At 60.5% G+C, this 22,593-nt stretch carries 22 protein-coding genes; all 22 read left to right on the forward strand.

All coding sequences use genetic code 11. The features are described 5' to 3' along the window. Window positions 1-12 precede the first annotated feature (12 nt). The 22 genes from alaS (at window position 13) to rpoZ (ending at window position 22,586) form a co-directional block, all read left to right on the forward strand. The gene (gene alaS / locus I6E74_RS08100) at window positions 13-2,667 is read left to right on the forward strand and encodes an alanine--tRNA ligase (protein ID WP_197124579.1); all 2,655 of its coding nucleotides are present in this window, start codon (window positions 13-15) and stop codon (window positions 2,665-2,667) included. 3 nt (window positions 2,668-2,670) lie between these two features. Next, the gene (gene ruvX / locus I6E74_RS08105; protein ID WP_197124581.1) at window positions 2,671-3,132 is read left to right on the forward strand and encodes a Holliday junction resolvase RuvX; all 462 of its coding nucleotides are present in this window, start codon (window positions 2,671-2,673) and stop codon (window positions 3,130-3,132) included. 3 nt (window positions 3,133-3,135) lie between these two features. Continuing rightward, window positions 3,136-4,620 (forward strand): endolytic transglycosylase MltG, encoded by a 1,485-nt coding sequence (mltG, locus tag I6E74_RS08110; protein ID WP_197124583.1) that lies wholly within the window; start codon window positions 3,136-3,138, stop codon window positions 4,618-4,620. An 11-nt stretch (window positions 4,621-4,631) separates the two neighbouring features. Beyond that, window positions 4,632-5,507 (forward strand): shikimate dehydrogenase, encoded by an 876-nt coding sequence (locus I6E74_RS08115; protein ID WP_231604846.1) that lies wholly within the window; start codon window positions 4,632-4,634, stop codon window positions 5,505-5,507. Between the two features lie 45 nt (window positions 5,508-5,552). Next, a complete protein-coding gene (gene aroC, locus I6E74_RS08120) occupies window positions 5,553-6,758 on the forward strand; it encodes a chorismate synthase (protein WP_197124586.1) in 1,206 nt (401 codons plus the stop codon). Further along, entirely contained in the window at window positions 6,748-7,257 is a 510-nt protein-coding gene (locus I6E74_RS08125; RefSeq protein WP_197124588.1) for a shikimate kinase, read from the forward strand. The genes aroC and I6E74_RS08125 overlap by 11 nt, the downstream gene beginning before the upstream one ends. Further along, the gene (gene aroB, locus I6E74_RS08130) at window positions 7,254-8,330 is read left to right on the forward strand and encodes a 3-dehydroquinate synthase (RefSeq protein ID WP_197124590.1); all 1,077 of its coding nucleotides are present in this window, start codon (window positions 7,254-7,256) and stop codon (window positions 8,328-8,330) included. Before I6E74_RS08125 ends, aroB begins: the two co-directional genes overlap by 4 nt. Before the next feature lie 26 nt (window positions 8,331-8,356). Then, a complete protein-coding gene (locus I6E74_RS08135) occupies window positions 8,357-8,812 on the forward strand; it encodes a type II 3-dehydroquinate dehydratase (RefSeq protein ID WP_197124592.1) in 456 nt (151 codons plus the stop codon). 71 nt (window positions 8,813-8,883) lie between these two features. Then, complete coding sequence (efp, locus tag I6E74_RS08140; RefSeq protein WP_197105699.1) at window positions 8,884-9,447, forward strand: elongation factor P; 564 nt, start codon at window positions 8,884-8,886, stop codon at window positions 9,445-9,447. Beyond that, complete coding sequence (gene nusB, locus I6E74_RS08145) at window positions 9,448-9,861, forward strand: transcription antitermination factor NusB (RefSeq protein WP_197105698.1); 414 nt, start codon at window positions 9,448-9,450, stop codon at window positions 9,859-9,861. A gap of 91 nt (window positions 9,862-9,952) precedes the next feature. Next, the gene (locus I6E74_RS08150) at window positions 9,953-10,765 is read left to right on the forward strand and encodes an ABC transporter ATP-binding protein (RefSeq protein ID WP_197124594.1); all 813 of its coding nucleotides are present in this window, start codon (window positions 9,953-9,955) and stop codon (window positions 10,763-10,765) included. 54 nt (window positions 10,766-10,819) lie between these two features. Beyond that, entirely contained in the window at window positions 10,820-11,860 is a 1,041-nt protein-coding gene (locus I6E74_RS08155; RefSeq protein ID WP_197124595.1) for an aliphatic sulfonate ABC transporter substrate-binding protein, read from the forward strand. Continuing rightward, the gene (locus tag I6E74_RS08160; RefSeq protein ID WP_231604945.1) at window positions 11,853-12,698 is read left to right on the forward strand and encodes an ABC transporter permease; all 846 of its coding nucleotides are present in this window, start codon (window positions 11,853-11,855) and stop codon (window positions 12,696-12,698) included. Before I6E74_RS08155 ends, I6E74_RS08160 begins: the two co-directional genes overlap by 8 nt. Window positions 12,699-12,776: 78 nt before the next feature. Beyond that, window positions 12,777-13,304: a bifunctional pyr operon transcriptional regulator/uracil phosphoribosyltransferase PyrR gene (gene pyrR, locus I6E74_RS08165; RefSeq protein ID WP_197124597.1), complete on the forward strand. Its 528-nt coding sequence runs from the start codon at window positions 12,777-12,779 to the stop codon at window positions 13,302-13,304. Continuing rightward, window positions 13,301-14,248: an aspartate carbamoyltransferase catalytic subunit gene (locus tag I6E74_RS08170; protein ID WP_197124598.1), complete on the forward strand. Its 948-nt coding sequence runs from the start codon at window positions 13,301-13,303 to the stop codon at window positions 14,246-14,248. The genes pyrR and I6E74_RS08170 overlap by 4 nt, the downstream gene beginning before the upstream one ends. A 28-nt stretch (window positions 14,249-14,276) precedes the next feature. Beyond that, window positions 14,277-15,632 (forward strand): dihydroorotase, encoded by a 1,356-nt coding sequence (locus tag I6E74_RS08175; RefSeq protein ID WP_197124599.1) that lies wholly within the window; start codon window positions 14,277-14,279, stop codon window positions 15,630-15,632. Beyond that, window positions 15,625-16,119, forward strand: coding sequence for a hypothetical protein (locus I6E74_RS08180; protein ID WP_197124600.1), 495 nt, complete (start codon window positions 15,625-15,627; stop codon window positions 16,117-16,119). The genes I6E74_RS08175 and I6E74_RS08180 overlap by 8 nt, the downstream gene beginning before the upstream one ends. After that, entirely contained in the window at window positions 16,116-17,255 is a 1,140-nt protein-coding gene (gene carA, locus I6E74_RS08185) for a glutamine-hydrolyzing carbamoyl-phosphate synthase small subunit (RefSeq protein WP_197124602.1), read from the forward strand. The genes I6E74_RS08180 and carA overlap by 4 nt, the downstream gene beginning before the upstream one ends. Then, window positions 17,255-20,569: a carbamoyl-phosphate synthase large subunit gene (gene carB / locus I6E74_RS08190; protein WP_197124604.1), complete on the forward strand. Its 3,315-nt coding sequence runs from the start codon at window positions 17,255-17,257 to the stop codon at window positions 20,567-20,569. Before carA ends, carB begins: the two co-directional genes overlap by 1 nt. After that, window positions 20,562-21,404 (forward strand): orotidine-5'-phosphate decarboxylase, encoded by an 843-nt coding sequence (gene pyrF, locus I6E74_RS08195; RefSeq protein WP_197124606.1) that lies wholly within the window; start codon window positions 20,562-20,564, stop codon window positions 21,402-21,404. Before carB ends, pyrF begins: the two co-directional genes overlap by 8 nt. Further along, window positions 21,404-22,333 (forward strand): guanylate kinase, encoded by a 930-nt coding sequence (gene gmk / locus I6E74_RS08200; RefSeq protein WP_197124607.1) that lies wholly within the window; start codon window positions 21,404-21,406, stop codon window positions 22,331-22,333. The genes pyrF and gmk overlap by 1 nt, the downstream gene beginning before the upstream one ends. Further along, complete coding sequence (rpoZ, locus tag I6E74_RS08205; protein ID WP_197105687.1) at window positions 22,326-22,586, forward strand: DNA-directed RNA polymerase subunit omega; 261 nt, start codon at window positions 22,326-22,328, stop codon at window positions 22,584-22,586. Before gmk ends, rpoZ begins: the two co-directional genes overlap by 8 nt. Window positions 22,587-22,593: the final 7 nt, after the last annotated feature.

Below are 22,593 nucleotides of genomic sequence, written 5' to 3' on the forward strand. Positions count from 1 at the left end.
CCGGGGATCCCCATGCAAACCGCAGAAATCCAGAAACGTTGGCTGACCTATTTTGGTGAGCGTGGCCACACGATCGTTCCTTCCGCCTCGCTTGTCAGTGACGATCCGACGCTGCTCTTCACCGTCGCCGGCATGGTTCCTTTCGTTCCGTATCTGACCGGTCTGGTTCCGGCTCCGTATGACCGTGCCACAAGCGTGCAGAAGTGCATCCGTACCCTCGACATCGAAGAGGTCGGCAAGACTCCCCGTCACGGCACGTTCTTTCAGATGAACGGAAACTTCTCGTTTGGCGACTACTTTAAAAAGGAAGCCATTCAATTTGCGTGGGAATTCCTGACACTGCCAGAGGATAAGGGCGGGCTCGGCTTTCGTCCCGACGACCTGTGGGTCACCGTGTACGAAGACGATGACGACGCTGTTGCGTTCTGGAAAGAGACCGCCGGACTGCCCGACGAGCGCATCCAGCGACTCGGTATGGACAGCAACTACTGGTCGACCGGGCAGCCAGGGCCAGCAGGCCCCTGTTCGGAGATCTTCTTCGACCGTGGCCCGGCTTACGGTGCAGATGGTGGCCCCGCCACTGATGACGACCGTTATGTCGAAATCTGGAACCTCGTCTTCATGCAGTACTTGCGTGGCGAGGGTAAGGGCAAAGAGTTCTCGATCCTCGGAGAGCTTCCGAAGCAGAACATCGACACCGGCATGGGGCTCGAGCGCGTTGCGTTCCTTAAGCAGGGCGTCGAAAACATGTATGAAATCGACCAGGTTCGTCCTGTGCTCGATAAGGCAGCGGAGCTAGCCGGTCGCACTTATGGTGCCGACCATGAGGCTGACGTTCGACTGCGTGTAGTCGCTGACCACGTGCGTTCGAGCCTCATGCTCATCTCGGATGGTGTGACACCCGGCAACGAAGGCCGCGGCTATGTGCTGCGCCGCCTGCTCCGTCGTACCGTGCGCGCTATGCGACTCTTGGGCGTAGAGGGCACCACCTTTGCCGAGCTGTTTCCGGCATCCCGCGATGCTATGAAAGCTGCCTACCCCGAGGTCGAAAAAGATTACGACCGCATCTCGCGAATCGTTCTCGCTGAAGAAGACGTCTTCATGCGCACCCTCGCGAGCGGCACCACAATTCTCGACACTGCAGTGGAGAACACGAAGAAGTCCGGCGCGACTGAGCTGCCAAGCGACACCGCATTCTTGTTGCACGACACCTTCGGCTTCCCGATCGACCTGACCCTTGAGATGGCGGCCGAAGCTGGACTGAGCGTTAACCGCGACGCCTTCGACACTCTGATGAAGCAGCAGCGCGACCGTGCGAAGGCTGATGCCGGGTCAAAGAAGCAGTTCTTGGCAGATCTTTCTGTTTACGGTGCGTTCCGGGCTCTCGGCGAAACGACGTTCACCGGCTACGACACCCTCGAAACCGAGTCGAGCGTGATCGGTATCATTGTCGACGGCGTCTCGGTGAATCGCGCCAAGACCGGGCAAACCGCCGAAGTGATTCTCGCGGAGACCTCGCTCTATGCGGAGTCCGGTGGCCAAGAAGCGGATGCCGGTGCCATCGTCGGCGCAAATTTCCACCTCGAAGTTCTTGACGTGCAGCGCCCGGTTAAAGGCCTCATCAGTCACAAGGTCACCGTCACGGCCGGCGAGGTGGGAGTCGGAGATCCTGCTTCTGCGCTTGTTGACGCTGAGTGGCGTCGGGGGGCGACTCAGGCTCACTCGGCGACCCACGTCATCCACGCGGCTCTCCGCCAAATTTTGGGCAGCGATGCTCATCAATCTGGTTCCTACAACAAGGCCGGCTACATGCGCCTCGACTTCTCGTGGTCGCAAGCGCTCTCTGCTGAGACAAAGACCGAGATCGAAGAGGTCGCGAACACTGCTGTGCGCGACAATCTCGAGGTGTCTACGCGCATCATGGCACTCGACGATGCCAAGGATCTCGGTGCGATGGCGCTTTTCGGTGAGAAGTACGGCGACACCGTGCGGGTTGTGGAGATTGGCGGCCCATGGTCGCTCGAGCTCTGTGCAGGAACCCACGTGGCACGCTCATCCGAAATCGGTTTGATCTCGCTTGTGGGGGAGTCGTCTGTTGGTTCGGCTAACCGTCGAATCGAATCCCTCGTTGGTCTCAACGCTTTCCGTAACTTTGCGACCGAGCGGTCAATCGTGTCGGAGCTGACCACCAATCTGAAAACGCCACGCGAACAGCTTCCTGACCGCATCTCTGAGTTGCTGGCAAACCTGAAGGCTGCTGAGCGCAAGATTGCGCAGCTCGAGGCCGGTCAGCTTTCACAGCGCGTTCCTGCTCTAGTCGAGACGGCTCAAGTTGTGGGATCCGTCACGGCGGTCGTCGAGAACGTTGGGGAGTTGGCTTCTACCGATGACCTCCGCGGTCTCGTTCAGTCGGTGCGTGAACGGTTGGGCGCCGAAGCCGTGGTGGTCGCTCTTGCGGCGACCATCGGCGAGAAGCCGGCCGTGATCGTCGCAACCAATGACGCCTCTCGGGCCCACGGATTCAAGGCGGGCGATCTCGCCAAGGCTGCAGCCAGCGTGCTCGGCGGTGGCGGTGGTGGAAAGCCAGACATCGCTCAAGGTGGCGGTGCGAACCCCGCTGCCATTCCCGACGCGCTCGCTCTGATTCTGTCGAGACTGTTGGCGTAACGGATGCGTTCGGGAACCCGAATCGGCGTCGATGTCGGCAAGGTGCGCGTGGGTGTCGCTCGTAGCGACCCGCACGGGATGCTAGCAACACCGGTCGAGACTGTTCAGCGCGCCCAGAAAAGTGTGAAGCGCATTCTCGCGCTTGCAGAGGAGTATGACGCCGTCGAGTTCGTTGTCGGGCTGCCGATTGCGCTCTCTGGTCGGGATACCGCGTCGACGGGGGATGCGCGACAGTTTGCTCAGCAGCTCGCCGATAAGTCACCGCTGCCCGTGCGACTGGTCGATGAACGCATGACGACAATGTCGGCGCAGTCTGCTTTGCGTGCATCCGGCCGCACTACGAAGAATTCACGGTCGGTGGTCGATCAGGTTGCCGCCGTTATAATTTTGCAACATGCCCTCGACTTCGAGCGCTCCGCGGCTCGTCCGCCCGGAGAGCTCGTGGACCCGACGCAAGGATCCTAAATTATGGCTGACGAACCGAACTGGGAAGACATTTTCGGCGAGCAACCCGCCGAGAGTGCGCCCAAGTCAGCCCGCGAAGCGGCCGCTCACGGCACTGATCTCTCCGCAGACTCGGCGACACCTGCTGACGGTGCTGTTCCGGTCGATCCTGCACGCTCCCCTCACGTCGGAAGCACGCCCCAGCGAAGCGGTCAGCCCATGACCCGGCGCGAAGCACGGGCGGCGCAAGATTCTGCGGCTGCCAAACGGGGCGACGGCTCGCATCTTCCCGCGGTGACTCAGGCCGCTCGAGAAGCAGATGCTTTCGCAACTTTCGAAGAACTGACCGCCGGCACGACGCAGCCGGAGAGCAACGCGAGTGCGGCCGCAGCCGCTGGCACGCCCAACAGCAGCGGAGAGCCCCCTCGTAAGAAACGCCGCTGGGGACTCATCATCGGATTGCCGCTGTTGATTATTGCGCTCCTCGGCGCTGGCGTCGCGGCATACGCCTGGGTCAACTACGAGGACAAGATCCGCGAAGTTCTAGGCTGGGAGATTCCCAACGACTTCGAAGGCTCCGGCAACGGCGAAGAAGTTGTCATCACCGTCAACTCGGGTGATATTGGCTCCGACATCGCGCGCAGCCTGAATGTCGCCGGCGTCACCATGAGTTTTGACGCGTTCTATGATCTGCTCTTGGCCCAAGAAACCGATCCGGCCTTCTTTCCCGGAAACTACTCGCTGCAAAAGGAGATGAGCGCGCAATCTGCTCTCGATGCGCTCCTTGATCCCGAAAATATCGTGACTGACAGGCTTCTCATTACCGAGGGCACGACGCTGCCGAATGCGCTTGAGATTATTTCTGAAACGACCGGTATTGCCCTGGCAGATTTGCACGCGGCATCCGAAGACCTTGAGCACTTCGGGCTTCCTGCGGAAGCCGTGAGTCTCGAGGGATACCTATTCCCCGCGACGTATGAACTCGATGGCAGCCAGGATCCGTACGCCGTACTCGACCTGATGGTCAACACGATGTACGAGAAGTTGGATGCCGCGGGCGTTGCTGTGGAGGACCGCTACCGGATTCTGACGATGGCTGCGCTGGTACAACGCGAAGCCGGACCAAACACGGACGACTTCTACAAGATCGCACGCGTCTTTTACAACCGGCTCGACCAAGACATGCTCTTGCAATCCGATGCCACCGTCGCGTATGGCACCGGCAACTTGCATACGGTGTGGACGACGGATGCCGAACGTGCGGATGCGAGCAATCCCTACAACACGTACGCGAACCCCGGCTTGCCGGTCGGCCCCATCGGCTTGCCAGGCGAGCTGGCAATCGACGCGGCGATGAACCCCGCAGACGGTGACTGGCTCTTCTTCGTGCCGATCAACCTGGCTACGGGCGAGACAGTCTTCACTACCAACGTTGACGACCACGAAGCAGCGGCACAGCAATTGCGCGACTGGTGCGCAGCGAGCGACGAAAATGGAAGCTATTGCTAGAGAATTCTGAGATGTCGGACAAAAAGGACGATCGTTTCAAGCTCGCGGTTCTCGGTTCGCCGATTACCCATTCATTGAGTCCTGCTATCCATCGCGCTGCGTACCAGACGCTCGGTTTTGACTGGGAGTACGACGCGGTTGAACTAACGGGGGAGTCGCTTCCCGCATTTCTGGGTGCTCTCGACCGTCGTTGGCGGGGACTCTCACTCACGATGCCTCTCAAACGTGACGTCGTGCCACTTCTTGATTGGGCAGACCCCCTTGTTGAGCTCGTCGGCGGAGCGAACACCGTCGTCGTGAGCGAGGGACACCTTCGCGGGTACAACACGGATGTCGAAGGCGCGCTGCGCAGCTTTCTTGACGCGGGCCTTTCGAACTTGGACTCCGTGTGGATTCTGGGTGCGGGGGCCACTGCAGCCTCACTTCTCGTGGCGTCTATTCGAATGGGTGCTCAGAGTATTGAGATTTTTGCGCGCACTCCTTCGAAGGCGGAGCCGCTGAAGGAGCTTGGTGAGTCTCTTGGCGCCACCGTCACGCTGCGGCAATGGCGCGAAGCGACGACCGCGACGACCGCGACGACCGCGCCGACTGTCATCATCACGACGGTTCCGGGAGGCGCAATGGATCTCCGTTTCGCTGAAGCCGTGCGCACTACCTCGGTGCTTTTTGATGTCGCCTACGATCCGTGGCCGAGCGAAATCGCGGCGAGCTGGTACGACGCCGGCGGCACCGTGATCTCTGGCCATGATCTCTTGATTAATCAGGCAATCGCGCAAGTGCGGATCTTTGCCGCAGGCACTGCCGACGTGCCGCTGCCTCATGAGGCAGACGCTATCGACGCGATGCGTGCTGCGATTGAGCAACCCGAGGGCCATAACCATTCGTAGCTGAGGGCGCGAAAGTGTCACGCGCGCATGTGGGAGGATTGACGCATGCTTCGATGGTTAACGGCCGGTGAATCTCACGGCCCAGAATTGGTCGCGATCCTTGAGGGGATGCCGTCGGGCGTCCCCATTTCTCCTGAGCAGATTCAGGCGGATCTTGTGCGTCGCACGCTCGGCTACGGCCGCGGCGCGCGCATGAAGTTCGAGCAGGATGAACTCACGCTGAGCGGTGGAATCCGCTTTGGTGCCACGATGGGTAGCCCAATCGCGTTGCGAATCGGCAACACGGAGTGGCCGCGCTGGGTCGATGTAATGAGCCCCGTTCCTGTCGATCCTGAAACGCTGCCGAAGGGCCGCGGTGCCGCGCTTACGCGCCCTCGCCCTGGCCACGCCGACCTCGTCGGTATGCAGAAATACGACTTTGCCGAGTCCCGCAATGTTCTCGAACGGGCCAGCGCCCGCGAGACTGCAGCTCGGGTGGCGCTCGGAGCTATTGCTCGCGCCTTCTTGGGTGGGCTCGGCATCCGTTTGGTCAGTCACACCTTGTCGATCGGCACCGTTCGTTCGCCCGAGGGAAGCCCGCTCCCTGCGCCGGACGACGTGGCCACGCTCGACGCTGATCTCTTGCGCTGCTTTGACCCCGCGACCTCTGAGCTCATGGTCGCCGAAGTCGATCAGGCTCACGAAGATGGCGACACCCTCGGCGGTGTAGTCGAGGTTCTCGCTTATGGTCTTCCGCCCGGGCTCGGCTCGTACACGCACTGGGATCGCCGACTCGACGCTCAACTCTCTGCCGCGCTCATGGGCATTCAAGCCATCAAGGGTGTCGAAGTCGGGGATGGCTTTGAGACCGCTGGTCGTCGCGGTTCTGTCGCTCATGACGAACTTGTGCAGGATGACGATGGCATCTCGCGCCTCAGCGACCGCGCCGGCGGCATCGAGGGTGGCATGACCACCGGCACCGTCTTGCGGGTGCGCGCCGCCATGAAGCCCATCTCAACTGTGCCCCGGGCATTGCGTACCGTCGATATCGCCACTGGTGAGGCTGCTGTCGCGCACCACCAACGCTCCGACGTGTGTGCCGTGCCCGCCGCTGGAGTGGTTGCCGAAGCCATGGTCGCGTTGACGCTCGCTAACTCAGTACTCGAGAAGTTTGGGGGCGACTCGCTTGGTGAGACCAAGCGCAACCTCGACTCGTACCTTGCATCAATCCCAGACTCGCTCAACACCACACGGGCTTCGCGTGCTGAATGACAGCGGTGCGCTCGTCGTCATCATCGGCGCACCAGGCTCAGGTAAGACGCGCGCCGGCAAGAAGCTGGCGAAGATTCTGGATGCTCCCCTGATCGATACTGACAAAGTGGTCGTCGCATCCCACGGGCCCATCCCGGAGTTGTTCGCCGAATTTGGCGAAGAGTATTTTCGGGATCGCGAGCGCGAAGCAGTCGCTAACGCTCTACTTGAACCCGCTGTTGTCACTCTGGGCGGGGGAGCAGTGCTCAATCTCGACACCCGGGCCGACCTCGAATCACACCGCGTTGTCCAATTAACAATGTCAAAGGCTGCCGCTCGACTTCGTATCGCTGGCAGCAAACGCCCTCTGGTGAAGAACGCTGACGAGTGGGAGAAGCTTGTCGAAGCTCGTCGCCCCATTTACGACGAGTTATCGTCGCTCACGATCGATACCTCACTGAAGCCAATGGAAAAAGTCGCGCGCGAAATCGCCGACTGGTTGGGAACCCAACAACAATGACCGAAACTACGATCATCCCGGTCGCCGGGACCAATCCTTACGACGTTCTCGTCGGCCGCGGTTTGTTGCCGAAACTTGCGGAACAGCTCGGACCGCGCGTCGCGAAAGTGCTCATCATCCACCCGGCGACGCTGGGCGCGCGAGCGAATGCCCTGCGCGACTCGCTGTCGGAAAACTACGAAGTGCTTCTCGCTGAGGTTCCGGATGCCGAAGATGCGAAGCGAATCGAAGTCGCCGCATTTTGCTGGCAGATCATGGGCCAGACCGACTTCACGCGCACGGATGCCGTCATCGGCTTCGGCGGCGGGGCATCAACTGACCTTGCAGGCTTTGTCGCGGCAACGTGGTTGCGCGGCGTGAAGCTCATTCAGTGCCCGACGAGTGTTGCGGGAATGGTGGATGCTGCCGTGGGTGGCAAGACGGGGATTAACACCGCTGAGGGCAAAAACCTCGTTGGTGCCTTCTACGCGCCGAGCGCGGTCGTGGCTGACCTCGATGTGCTTGATGACCTCCCTCGTAACGAGGTTTTGGCTGGCTTCGCCGAGATCGTGAAGTGCGGTTTTATCGGTGAGCCCGAGATCCTCGACCTGATCGAAGCCGACGTGGATGCGGTGACCGATCCGCATTCCGAGTCGTTCCGTCGTGTTGTTGAGCTCTCGATCGGGCTCAAGGCCCGCGTCGTTGGCGAAGACTTTATGGAGAAGGGCCTGCGCGAGACGCTGAATTACGGCCACACTCTTGGGCACGCGATCGAACATGCTGAACGCTACCGCTGGCGCCACGGTGCCGCAGTGTCGGTCGGAATGGTGTTTGCTGCCGAGCTCGCGCATCTCGCGGGTTCTTTGAGTTCAGACGTGGTTGATCGTCACCGTAGTATCCTGCAGTCGCTGAGTCTTCCCATTGATTACCCTCTCGGCCGCTGGAATACGTTGCTTGCCACGATGCAGCGCGATAAGAAGGCCCGTGCCGGCATGATCCGATTTGTCGTGCTCGATTCTGTCGGCCACACGTCGATGCTCAATGGACCAGACGAAGCCATGCTCTACTCCGCGTACCAAGAAGTCGGGGTCTAGCGGGGCTTCCTCGCTAGAGTGGAGCGGTGACTACAGTATTCGTGCTTAACGGCCCCAATCTCGGCCGTCTCGGCAGCAGAGAACCCGATGTCTATGGCGGAGGAACTCTCGTCGACTTGAGCGCTGAGCTCGAGGCTCACGTGCAGACGTTGCCCAACGCGGCATCCATTGTTCTCGATTTTCGTCAGACCGACAGCGAGACCGAACTGGTTTCATGGCTTCATGAAGCAGTGGATGCTGGTGCTCCCGTGATCATGAACCCGGCGGCCTTCACGCACTACTCCTACGCTCTTCGGGATGCCGCGGCTCAGGTATCGGGTGCGGGGTTGCCCTTGGTCGAAGTGCACATCACCAACCCGCACGCGCGGGAAGAATTCCGCCACACCAGCGTCATCTCGGGCGTTGCCACTGGCGTCATCGCTGGCTTCGGTTTCGACTCCTATATCCTTGCCCTCGACGCGGTTGCTCGACGACTCAGTTAGACTCGAATGTTGGTTTTTGTCGCTCGTCGACTTAATCGCGCTTTTACTCGTTAACAGAAACGGATTCACGCATGGCCTCTACCGCTGACATCAGGAACGGCGTCGTTCTCAACATGGACGGTGGCTTGTGGACCGTTATCGAGTTCCAACACGTCAAGCCCGGCAAGGGCGGTGCTTTTGTTCGCACCAAGGTCAAGAACGTGCGCTCGGGCAAAACCGTAGACCGCACCTTCAACGCTGGCGCCAAAATTGAAACCGAAACCGTTGATCGCTCGGAGTTCCAGTACCTGTATAAGGATCTCGAAAACTTCGTGTTCATGAACACGAGCGATTACGACCAGATCACTCTGAGCGAGACCGCTGTTGGCGATGCTGCAAACTTCATGCTCGAAAACCAGAACGTCGTTATCGCGTTGCACAACGGCGAGCCGCTCTATGTAGAGCTTCCGGCATCCGTTGTTCTCGAAATCACCTACACCGAGCCTGGCCTTCAGGGCGACCGTTCCACCGGTGGCAGCAAGCCCGCCACCGTGGAGACCGGTTACCAGATTCAGGTTCCGCTGTTCGTTGAGCAGGGCACCCGCGTCAAGGTCGATACTCGTGATGGTAGCTACCTCGGTCGCGTGAACGACTAAATGGGGGCTCGTAGCAAGGCGCGTAAGCGCGCGCTTGACGTCATGTACGGCGCGGATGTTCGCGGCGAGAGCATCAACGCAGCTCTCGCGGCCGAATCTTCCCGCGCGATGAGTGAACCCGCTCGCGCTACGGCGTGGGCGTACGCTCAAGACATCGTGGTCGGTATCACCGAACACGGCGAAGAAATCGATGAGCTCATCGAGACCTATTCTCAGGGCTGGCCTTTGAACCGCATGCCTGCGGTCGACCGCGCTCTGCTCCGCATCGGTCTCTGGGAAATCATGTACAACGATGAGGTTCCGACCGGAGTCGCAATCTCTGAAGCAGTCGAATCTGCCAAAGTGCACTCGACCGAAGACTCCGCCGGATTCATCAATGGTTTGCTCGGTCGCATCGCGGCCAGCACCGAATAGTTCGCCTTATGTGACGTAGCGTTACGCCCGTGCGTGACGCTACGTTACGACTGCGCTGGCCACGGCATCCCCGCGGTCCTAGCGTTCAGGGATGAGTTCTTCGACCCTTCGCTCCAGCACCCCAGCCGATGCGCTGTCTGTCTCCATTCGCGAGTTGTCGCGCCGCTTTGGTGACCGCGTTGTCTTGAACGAGCTCTCACTCGAGATCGCTGCCGGCGAGATTGTTGCGCTGATTGGGCCATCCGGCTGTGGCAAGTCGACGCTGCTGCGGCACATCGGTGGCTTGGACAGCCCTACCGATGGCTCCATCGCTATCGGTGGCCTTCCCGTTACTGGACTGGATGCTCGCTCCGCAATCGCGTTCCAAGAACCTCGCCTTCTGCCGTGGCGTTCGATCACCCGTAACGTCGAAGTCGGCCTGCCACGGGGAAAGCGCACCAGCGCTGACCGAGACCGCGTCGCCGAATTGCTGGAGCTGGTGAAGCTCTCGTCATCGGCCCATCTTCGTCCGCGAGAAATTTCCGGTGGCATGGCCCAGCGTGTGTCGCTCGCGCGAGCATTGGCTCGTCGACCCGGCGTTCTCCTGCTCGACGAACCATTTGGTGCGCTCGACGCTCTTACCCGCCTCTCGATGCAGGACCTGTTGCTCGATCTCCACACTGCAGAGCCCGCGACGATCGTCATCGTCACTCACGATGTCGATGAGGCCCTGTATCTCGCCGACCGCGTGATCCTGCTCGGCGCGATTGACCCCACGGAAAGCGCTGCGCACGCCAGCATCCGTTCCACCGTCGTCGTGCCGGGCCTACGCCCTCGTGACCGGGGAAGTGGAGATCTTGCCGAACTGCGCGCTGAGCTGCTCGAAGGGCTTGGCGTTCCCACCCACCATCTGTCAGCTCGCTAGTAACACTGACTTTCCCCGTCATCCATTCTCATTTCTCTCTCTCTGAAGGAAACTATGTCTCCCCGTTTTCGTATCGCTTCGGTTGCCGCTGGTGTTCTTGTTCTCGCTCTTGGCGTCTCGGGCTGCGTCGAAGGTGAAGGCTCGTCGCTCTCACCCGATGCCCCTGACACCTCCGCTGGCTGGAGCAGTGACCACCTCACGGTTGACTTCGCGACGTACAACCCACTCAGCCTCATCATCAAAGAAGAGGGCTGGCTAGAAGAGACGCTCGGTGATGACGTTGAAGTCACCTGGATTCAGTCATCCGGCTCCGCTGCCGCGAACGACGCGCTTCGCTCCGGTTCGCTTGACGTGGGCTCGACGGCAGGTTCCGCAGCGCTTCTGGCCCGTGCCAATGGTTCGCCGATCAAGACGATCGATGTTTACTCGCAGCCCAACTGGTCAGCAATCGTCGTTGCCGCCGATTCAGACATTCAGTCGGCTGATGACCTTCGCGGTAAGAACATCGCAGCCAATGCGGGCACCGACCCTTACTTCTTCCTGCTCCAGACTCTCGCGGAAGCCGGTATAGGCCTTGACGAGGTCACGATCACTCAGCTTCAGCACGCTGACGGAAAGACTGCGCTCGAAGCGGGCACGGTTGATGCGTGGGCCGGGCTCGATCCACTCATGAGTGCATCGGTCGTGAACGCAGGTTCGCGAATCGTGTACGACAATCCAGATTTCAACAGCTATGGCTTCCTCAACGCCACGGAGAGTTTCCTCGAGACATCGCCTGACCTCGCGCAGCTTGTCGTTGATGCGTATGAGAAGGCGCGTCAGTGGGCCGCCGATAGCCCGGATGACGCCGCAGCGATCTTTGCGGATGTCGCCGGCATCGATCTCCCGATTGCCAACTCTGTGCTGCTGGAACGCACCAATCTGGCCATTGACCCTGCCCCAGGCCAGAAGCAGCTCGACGTGCTCAACGTGATTGGCCCGATCTTTGTTGACTCGGGTGCCGTTGCGGAGCAGTCGCAAATCGATGACGCTCTCGCGTCATTGTTCGAGACAACGTATGTCGACGCTGCGGACCCGAGTCGTGTCGCTGAATAGCGGAACGCCGGTGCTCGAGAGGCCTCTGGTGGGCGACGTGACGGGTGCCCCGGTGCCCGTCACGTCGGAGCCTCGCCCGCGGCGACGGTGGGTGCGAGCCACAGTCCTCGGTGCCGTGATTCCGATTGCTGTGATCGTTCTCTGGCAAGCGATTGCGACATCGGGGTTGGTGCCGAGCTATCGGCTCCCAACGCCGCTGAGCGTATGGGCCGCGGGAGTCGACCTCTACGAGCGCGGAGTGCTGTACCAACACATCGCGATCTCCACGCAGCGCGTACTGCTTGGGTTTGGAATTGGGGCGATTGTCGGATTGGCGCTTGCGTCGATTGTGGGTCTCTCGGCACGGGCATCCGAACTCTTCGCCCCGACTTTGGGCGCACTGCGCGCCGTGCCGTCTTTGGCGTGGGTGCCGCTACTCGGCCTTTACCTCGGTCTCAATGAAGACTCGAAAGTCGCTCTCGTCGCGATTGGAGCGTTCTTTCCGGTTTATACGACCGTTGCCCCGGCCCTTCGGCATGTGGATGCTCATCTTGTGGAGCTGGGACGTAGCTACGGCTACTCCGGTCCGGCGTTGCTGAGCCTCGTGCAATTGCCAGCGGTAGTTCCCGCCGTGATCTCGTCTCTGCGGCTTGCACTGGCTCAGGCGTGGCTCTTCTTGGTCGCGGGGGAGTTGCTTGGAGCCTCGCTCGGTCTCGGCTTCTTGCTCGTCGATTCGCAACAGAACGGCCGAATAGATCGACTGTTTCTCACGATCATCCTGCTCGGAATTCTGGGTAAGGGCACGGATAGTGCGGTCGGCCTACTCGAACGTTTCTTGCTAAAACGCTGGGGGTCGTAGCGCTGCCGCGAGCGCGGTATAGTCGGTGAAACAGATTTCCTTTAAATTCCGTCCAGAGAGGCGGGGAAGGAGGTCAGAATGTCTGTACGCACTGTGTTGCAGCATGCTGATATCACCCGAGCGTTGACTCGGATTTCCCATGAAATCCTCGAGTCCAATCGCGGTTCCGACGATCTCGTCATTCTCGGTATTCCTACGCGTGGGGTGACCCTCGCCAAGCGGATTGCGGCGATCATTCAATCGGTCGACCCCACACCCGTGACATCAGGGGTGCTCGACGTCACGATGTACCGCGATGATCTGGCGCAGAACCCCACTCGAGCAACTGGCCCGACCGACATCCCGGCCGGGGGTATCGATGGCAAGACGGTCGTGCTGGTCGACGACGTGTTGTACTCCGGGCGCACCATCCGTGCCGCACTCGATGCTCTCGGCGATCTCGGGCGCCCGCGCGCTGTGCGCCTCGCGGTGCTCGTCGACCGCGGTCACCGGGAATTTCCGATTCGGGCCGACTTTGTGGGTAAGAATCTTCCCAGCTCGATGGAGGAGCGTATTAACGTGCGCCTTGAAGAAATCGACGGATCGGATGAGGTGACGATCGGATGAGGCACCTACTGAGTACTCAAGGTTTGCCCCGCGATGAGGCCATCGCGATTCTGGACGTGGCGGAAGATATGGCCGCTGTCTCTGAGCGCGAAGTGAAGAAGCTTCCGACACTGCGCGGCAAGACCGTGATCAACCTCTTCTTTGAAGATTCCACGCGCACGCGCATTTCATTCGAAGCGGCGGCGAAGCGACTGAGCGCCGATGTCATCAACTTCGCAGCCAAGGGATCGAGCGTCTCCAAGGGGGAGAACCTCAAGGACACCGCTCAGACTCTCGCTGCCATGGGAGCCGACGCGGTCGTCGTCCGACACTGGGCATCTGGTGCCCCAAAGACGCTTGCCGATGCTGGCTGGATCGATGCCGGAATTGTGAACGCCGGTGACGGCACCCACGAACATCCGACTCAAGCGCTGCTCGATGCTTTCACGATTCGTCGTCGTCTTCATGGGGCTGCTGCTCGGGGCAAAGGGTTGGACGGTGTGACCGTCACGATCGTGGGAGACATCGTTCACTCTCGAGTGGCGCGCTCGAACGTCTGGCTGCTGACGACGCTCGGCGCCCACGTGACGCTGGTTGCCCCGGCGACTCTCCTTCCCGTGAACCTCAGTGGGTGGCCAGTCGAGACCTCCTACGACCTTGATGACGCGATCGCGCAGGGCCCCGACGTCATCATGATGCTGCGGGTTCAGGCCGAGCGAATGACGGCCGCATTCTTCCCCAACGCGCGTGAGTATTCACGCCAATGGGGGCTCAATGACGAACGGATGACCGCTCTGCCAACAAGTAGCATGGTCATGCACCCCGGGCCGATGAACCGCGGCCTGGAAATCTCGGCGGGAGCCGCGGATTCACCACAATCGACAGTGCTTGAGCAAGTGGCGAATGGCGTCTCGGTCAGGATGTCGGTGCTGTATCACTTGCTGTCCGGAGCTGTGGAGCGGTGAGCGCGGGAACCATGCCCGCCGCCCCTGAATGCGTACTAACCCAGAGAAGAGGACTCTCGTGAGTATCAGAATCGTCAACGCCACTCTGCCGAATGGCGAGCGCGCCGACTTCACGATTGAGCGCGGAGTCTTCACCGACGCGACAGCGGCTGATCGCACAATTGATGCCGCGGGCCTTCAGGCGTTGCCCGGTCTCGTCGATCTTCACACTCACTTGCGTGAACCTGGCTTCGAGCAGAGCGAAACGGTGCTCTCGGGCAGTCGTGCTGCAGCGATGGGCGGATTCACTGCTGTCTTCGCCATGGCCAACACCATGCCGGTTCAAGACACCGCTGGAGTTGTTGAGCAGGTTCAGTCGCTCGGCAACGACCACGGGTACGCGACCGTGCGGCCCATCGGTGCTGTCACCGAAGGGCTTGACGGCGTCACGCTTTCCGAGATCGGTGCGATGGCCAATTCGCGAGCCGGCGTGCGCGTTTTCTCCGATGATGGCAAGTGCGTTCATAACGCGTTGCTCATGCGTCGCGCGCTCGAATACGTGAAAACTTTTGATGGTGTGGTCGCCCAGCATGCTCAGGAGCCGACGCTCACTGTCGATGCGCAGATGAACGAGGGCGCAGTATCCAGTGAGCTTGGTCTTGCGGGCTGGCCTGCCGTCGCAGAAGAGTCGATCATCGCGCGCGACGTGCTACTCGCCGAACACGTGGGGGCACGCCTTCATATTTGTCACCTGTCAACCGCCGGGTCGGTTGACGTCATCCGCTGGGCTAAGGCTCGCGGAATTGCTGTGACGGCAGAGGTGACGCCTCACCACCTGCTCCTCACGGAAGAACTTGTGCGCGGCTACGACGCGCGCTTCAAGGTGAACCCGCCTCTGCGACGTGACGAAGACGTTCACGCACTTCGCGCCGCGCTGGCTGACGGCACCATTGACATCGTCGCGACCGATCACGCACCGCACCCGCCCGAGGCGAAAGAGTGCTCGTGGGCAGAAGCTGCGTTCGGAATGATCGGTCTTGAATCCGCTCTCAACGTCGTTCAGCAGGCTGTCGTCGATTCTGGTCAGTTGAACTGGACGGATGTCGCGCGCGTCCTTTCGCAGAAGCCAGCCGAAATCGGTCGCCTCGATGGGTACGCGACACCGTTCGCTCTCGGTTCAGCCGCGAACCTCGTGCTGGTCGACCCGAGCGCGCGGTCAACATTCTCTACCGAGTCGCTGCGGGGCAAGAGCACGAACTCGCCCTACCTTGGACGCGAACTTCCCGGCCGCGTGATGACCACCATCCACAACGGTTACGAAACCGTTCGAGATGGCGACGTCGTCGATGCGGCTGAGGTTGCTCAGCAGGCCAGACTGGCTGAAAGCGAGGCAGCGAATGTCTAAAGACGTCTCAGTGCTCATCGTGATCGGCATCCTGGTTATCTTGCTGGCGCTCATGGTTGCTGGCTGGTATTCACGAAAGCGACGACAGGCTCACATCGGGCTCCCGGTTGCGCCGCCGGCTGACCTCGCCGACACTGACCTGCGCTTTAGTGGCAAGTACGTATCGACCACTGTTGCCGGCGATCAGCTCAACCGTGTAAACGTGCACGGCCTGGGATTCCGGGCGAACTGTTTGCTCGAAGTGCATCCGGAAGGCATCGTCGTCTCGCGCGCGGGATCAGACGATCTCTGGCTCGCTCGTGACACGGTGCGCGGCATTTCCCGCGCCACCTGGACCATCGACCGCGTGGTCGAAAACAACGGGCTGCAGGTGATCGAGTGGACACTCGATGGCACTGCAGTCGATAGCTATTTCCGAATGGACGACCCCGAGACGTGTGAACGCGCTCTCGATACAGTCGTCGGCAATGAAAGGCAGTCCCTGTGACTTTTGAACCTGCAGTGCTCGTCCTTGAAGATGGCACGCGCTATCTCGGTCAGGCCTACGGCGCCCGCGGTCAGCGCCTCGGCGAAGTAGTCTTCGCCACCGGTATGACGGGCTACCAAGAGACGATCACCGACCCCAGTTACGCGGGACAGATCGTCGTCATGACGGCACCGCACATCGGCAACACCGGTGTGAATGATGAAGACCCTGAATCCTCACGAATTTGGGTCTCCGGCTTCGTTGTGCGTGATGCGAGCCGCGTGGTGTCGAACTACCGCGCCGATGGGTCACTGGACGACGAACTTGTCACCCAGAACATCGTGGGAATCAGCGGGGTCGATACTCGCGCGATCACCCGTCGCTTGCGCGACTCCGGCTCCATGCGTGGCGGAATCTTCTCCGGCGCGGATGCGGAACTCAGCAATGACGAGCAGCTTGCCGCAGTCACGGCCGCAGCCCAGATGAGCGGCCAGAGTCTGTCGTCTGAAGTGTCGACATCCGAGGCTTATGTTGTTGCCGCAGTGGGGGAGAGCATCGGCCGCTTGGCTGTTCTTGACCTCGGCGTGAAGACGTCAACGCTCAACTACCTCGCTGAGCGTGGCTTTGACGTTCACGTGCTGCCGCAGACCGTCACTTTCGACGAGCTGATGGCGATTGAGCCGGTCGCCGTCTTCTACTCGAATGGTCCAGGCGACCCGTCGGCCTCCGACGCTCACGTTGCACTCCTCACCGAGGTGCTCACGAAGGGACTGCCGTTCTTCGGTATCTGTTTCGGCAACCAGCTGCTCGGTCGTGCTCTCGGCTACGGCACCTACAAGTTGCCCTTCGGCCACCGCGGAATCAACCAGCCCGTCATCGATGTGCAGACCCAGCGCACCGAGATCACCGCGCACAATCACGGTTTTGCGGTTGACGCGCCTATCGGCGAAATCAGCCAGTCACCGGCGGGCTTTGGCCGCGTCGAGGTCAGCCATGTCAACCTCAACGACAACGTTGTTGAAGGTCTCCGCGCCCTCGACATCCCCGCTTTCTCCGTGCAGTACCACCCCGAGGCGGCCTCAGGCCCCCACGATGCCAACTATCTTTTCGACAGGTTCCGCGACCTTGTTCTCGAGAACGCAAAGGACAGCAAGTAATGCCCAAGAGACAAGACATTTCCTCGGTACTGGTTATCGGTTCCGGCCCGATCGTTATCGGTCAGGCAGCAGAGTTCGACTACTCCGGAACGCAAGCCTGCCGAGTGCTGCGTGAGGAGGGCATCCGCGTCATCTTGGTGAACTCGAACCCCGCCACGATCATGACCGACCCTGATTTCGCCGACGCAACCTATATCGAGCCCATCACGTGGGAAGTCATCGAGTCGATCATCGCCAAGGAACGTCCGGATGCGCTGCTGCCCACATTGGGCGGTCAGACCGCTCTCAATGCAGCGATCGAGCTCGACGCTCACGGCATCCTCGACAAATACAATGTCGAACTTATCGGCGCGAACCTCGAAGCGATCAACCGTGGTGAAGACCGCCAGATCTTCAAGCAGCTCGTGATCGATTGTGGTGCCGAGGTCGCAAAGTCGTACATCGCGCGCACGGTTCCTGAGGCGGTTGAGTTTGCCGAGGATCTCGGATATCCACTCGTGATCCGCCCCTCCTTCACGATGGGCGGCCTCGGTTCTGGCTTCGCGTATTCACGCGAAGAACTGATCCGGATGGTCACTGACGGCTTGCACCAGAGCCCCACGACCGAGGTGCTGCTTGAAGAGAGCATCCTGGGCTGGAAAGAGTACGAGCTCGAGCTCATGCGCGACACGTCAGACAACACCGTTGTGGTGTGTTCGATTGAGAATGTTGACCCGGTCGGTGTGCACACCGGTGACTCGATCACTGTCGCGCCGGCGCTCACGCTGACCGACCGCGAGTATCAGAATCTCCGCGACATCGGCATCGACATCATCCGCGCCGTTGGCGTTGACACCGGCGGCTGCAATGTTCAGTTCGCGATCGATCCCGCCACCGGCCGTGTGATCGTCATTGAGATGAACCCCCGTGTTTCGCGGTCGAGCGCTCTGGCGTCGAAGGCAACGGGCTTTCCGATCGCCAAGATTGCGGCCAAACTCGCCATCGGGTACCGGCTCGATGAGATCCCCAATGACATCACGAAGGTCACTCCGGCGAGCTTTGAACCAACCCTTGACTACGTTGTGGTGAAGGTTCCGCGCTTTGCGTTTGAGAAGTTTCCTGCGGCAGACACCCGCCTCACGACCACGATGAAATCGGTCGGTGAGGCCATGGCAATCGGTCGCAACTATTCGACTGCGTTGCAGAAGGCGCTTCGTTCACTCGAAAAGCGCGATTCGAGCTTCCACTGGAAGGGCGAAGTCGGCGACAAGGCTGCACTGTTGGCTCTGTCGTCCATCGCCACCGACGGTCGTATCGTCACGGTGCAGCAGGCGATGCGCGCGGGCGCCACGACCGAAGAGGTCTTCGAAGCCACCAAGATTGACCCGTGGTTTGTTGATCAGATCGCTCTTATCAACGAGGTTGCGGTCGACATTGCGGATGCCGCGGAGCTGTCAGCCGCATTGCTCACGCACGCCAAGAACCATGGTTTCAGCGACGTGCAAATCGCGGAGCTTCGGGGGACCACTGAGGCTGAGGTTCGCGACCTGCGTTGGGGACTCGATGTGCGCCCCGTCTTCAAGACGGTTGACACCTGTGCTGGGGAATTCCCGGCTCTCACCCCATACCACTACTCAAGCTACGACTCCGAGACTGAAGTTGCCCCGAGCGAGAAGACGAAGGTCATCATTCTTGGGTCTGGTCCGAACCGTATCGGTCAGGGCATTGAGTTTGACTACTCGTGTGTTCATGCCTCGTTTGCTCTCTCTGATGCGGGCTACGAGACCATCATGATCAACTGCAACCCCGAGACGGTTTCGACCGACTACGACACGAGTGACCGGCTCTACTTCGAGCCCCTCACGCTCGAAGATGTGCTCGAGATCATCCATGCTGAGAGCCAGAGCGGTGAACTCCTCGGGGTGATCGTGCAGCTTGGTGGCCAGACAGCACTTGGTCTTGCTCAAGGGCTCAAGGATGCCGGCATCCCGATTCTGGGAACGACGCCGGAGGCAATCGACCTTGCCGAGGAACGTGGTTTGTTCTCCAAGATTCTCGACAACGCCGGGCTGCTCGCACCCAAGAACGGCACCGCCACTAACCAGTCCGAAGCGATCGAGATTGCCGAACACATCGGGTTCCCGGTTCTCGTTCGCCCCTCGCACGTGCTTGGCGGGCGTGGCATGGAGATCATCTATGACTCCGAAGCTCTCGCCGATTACTTCGAGCGGGTTCGCGATGTCGTGATCATTTCGCCGAGCTCACCGTTGCTCGTCGATCGGTTCCTCGATGACGCGATCGAGATCGATATCGACGCCATTTATGACGGGACCGAACTCTATGTCGGCGGCATCATGGAACACATCGAAGAAGCCGGCATCCACTCCGGCGACTCTGCCTGTACCCTGCCCTCGGTGACGCTCGGGCGTGACGTGCTTAATCGAGTACGCGAGGCTACCCTCGCCATCGCTGAAGGCGTCGGCGTGCGCGGGCTCCTGAACGTGCAGTTCGCAATCGGCCAGGGCATCCTCTACGTGCTCGAAGCTAATCCTCGTGCGAGCCGCACCGTTCCGTTCGTATCGAAGGCACTCGGGATTCCGCTGGCGAAGGCTGCTGCTCTCGTCATGGCTGGTTCAAGCATCCGTCAACTCGTCGACAGCGGTCTGCTGCCGATTCTTGATGGTTCGCAAGTGCCATCGACGTCGCCGGTCTCGGTGAAGGAAGCGGTATTGCCGTTCCGCCGTTTCCGTACTGTTGAAGGCCAAGTCGTTGACTCGGTTCTCGGCCCGGAGATGCGCTCCACCGGCGAAGTGATGGGAATCGACTCGAACTTCCCGAAGGCGTTCGCTAAGAGTCAGGAAGCGGCTTACGGCGGACTGCCTGACAGCGGCTCAGTCTTCGTCTCGGTCGCTGACCGCGACAAGCGTGCCGTCATCCTGCCGGTTCTGCGTCTCAGCCAACTGGGCTTCACGATTCTCGCCACCGAAGGAACTGCCGAGATCCTCGCGCGCAACGGCATCGAAGCTCAGGTGGTGCGCAAGTACTTCATGGGCCAGGAAGCAAATGCTGCTGAACCGTCGATCGTTGAAATGATCAACGACGGCAAGGTGGATGTCGTGATCAACACGCCGAGCGGCCGCAGTGCGCGTGCCGATGGCTACGAAATCCGCACCGCGACGGTCGCGGCCGACAAGCCGATTTTCACGACTATGGCCCAGCTTGCGGCCGCTGTCGCGTCATTTGAGGCCATCCGTGATGGCTTTGATGTGCGATCGCTTCAGGATTACGCTCTGGATCGTGCCGCCGAGCTCGAGAAGGTAGCCAACAATGCCTAGTTTCTCCTCACGGCTTGCGCAGACCTTCGAAGAGTTTGGGGGAGTGTGCATGGGAGTGGACCCTCATCCGTTCCTCCTCGAAAGCTGGGGGCTTTCCAACGACGCCCACGGCGTGCGCGAATTCGCTCTCCGCGCAGTGGACGCTGCAGCCGGCAACGTGGGAATGATCAAGCCCCAGGTTGCCTTCTTCGAACGCTTCGGATCCGCGGGCTACGCGATTCTCGAGGAGTCGTTCGCCTTGGCGCGCTCCGCTGGGCTGCTCGTGATTGCCGATGTGAAGCGCGGTGACCTGTCGTCGTCTGTCGATGCCTATGGACAAGCGTGGCTGACGCCGGGCTCACCCCTCGAGGCCGACGCAATGACTGCTGTGGCCTATCAGGGAGTGTCGGAGCTGTCTGGCCCATTCGAACTTGCTCGCTCAGCGGGCAAAGGCATTTTCGTTTTGGCAGCAACCTCTAATGCTTCGGCCCACTCCATCCAGTCGGCTCGCATCACCGAAGGTGAACACGAAGGGGCGACTGTAGCCGCTAGCGTCGTGCGCGATGTGGCGGCCCTCAACACCGAAAGCGGGCTTGGGTCATTTGGCGTCGTGATCGGCGCCACCGTCGAAGTTGCCGACTACGGCATTCGCAATGGCGAACTGGTTGATCTGCCGGTTCTTGCTCCGGGTTTCGGAGCCCAAGGTGCTCAGGTCGAGCAGGCGCGCGAACTCTACGGTGATGCCGTGGCGAACACGATTGTGACCGTTTCCCGCAGCGTTCTGCAAGAGGGTGCAAGTCAGATCCCGGCAGAACTTCGATCGCTACGGTCGCAACTTCGTGAGCAGGTTCGCTAATGGGACCTCGCCCGGAGCCACCCGCCGTTGACCGTGCAGCGGCCTCCCGCGCGGCTATTGCGGCGCGACGCGCCCGGGCGTCAGTCAAACGTGAAGTTGCTGAGCGTGCTCGAACCGCCCTCAGCGTGGCGCGCACAGCGTGGGATCAGCCCGACAGTGCAGAAGCTCGATTGCTCGTGCGCGAGCTGCTGATGAGTGTCCCCTCTCTCGGACCAACCCGGGTTGAATCGATTATGGCCGATCTGGCGATCGCCGATCGCAAACGGGTCGGCGGCCTCGGGCCGAAGCAGCGCGAACGCCTTGCGGCCTACCTTTCGCAGCGCCAAGGGCCAGAGCCAACGCGGCTCGTGGTCTTGGCCGGCCCGACTGCTGTGGGCAAGGGAACCGTCTCGAGCTTCATCCGTGACAACCACCCCGATGTGCTGCTGAGTGTGTCTGCGACTACGCGCAAGCCCCGTCCGGGCGAGATCGACGGCATTCACTATTACTTCGTGAGCGATGACGAGTTCGACGCGATGATCTCCAAGAATGAGTTGTTGGAGTGGGCAGTGGTGCACAACTCGTACCGCTACGGCACGCCACGCCCGCCAATCGATGTTGCCCTTTCTGAGGGAAGGCGCGTGATGCTCGAGATCGATCTGCAGGGCGCACGTTCCGTTCGCAACGTCATGCCCGAGGCTCTCTTGGTCTTTCTTCTCCCGCCAACGTGGGAAGAATTGGTGCGCCGGCTGATCGGTCGCGGCACCGAAGATGCTGCCGAACAGGCCCGCCGTTTGGAGACCGCAAAGGTCGAATTGGCGGCTCAAGAAGAGTTCGATGTGAAAGTTGTGAACACAGAAGTAAGCCAAGCGGCTCAAGAAGTCGTAGAATTGATGGATGCGCCCGCTGGCGCGACCACTTCCGACTCCAAGGAGCACCCTCATGGCTGACAAGAACTCGGGCATCATTGATCCCCCCATCGACGAACTGCTGTCGAAGGTTGACTCCAAGTACCAGCTCGTTATCTTCGCTTCGAAGCGCGCTCGCCAGATCAACGACTACTACGCTGACCTCCACGAGGGCAGCCTGTTCGACAACGTCGGGCCGCTCGTAGACTCCACGATCGACGACAAGCCGCTCTCCGTTGCTCTCCACGAGATCAACGAGAACAAGCTCGAACTCAAGCGTCTCAGCAACGAATAGAACCTTT

It is taken from the genome of Salinibacterium sp. SWN139 (assembly GCF_015864625.1).
In the GTDB taxonomy this organism is placed as follows: domain Bacteria; phylum Actinomycetota; class Actinomycetes; order Actinomycetales; family Microbacteriaceae; genus Rhodoglobus.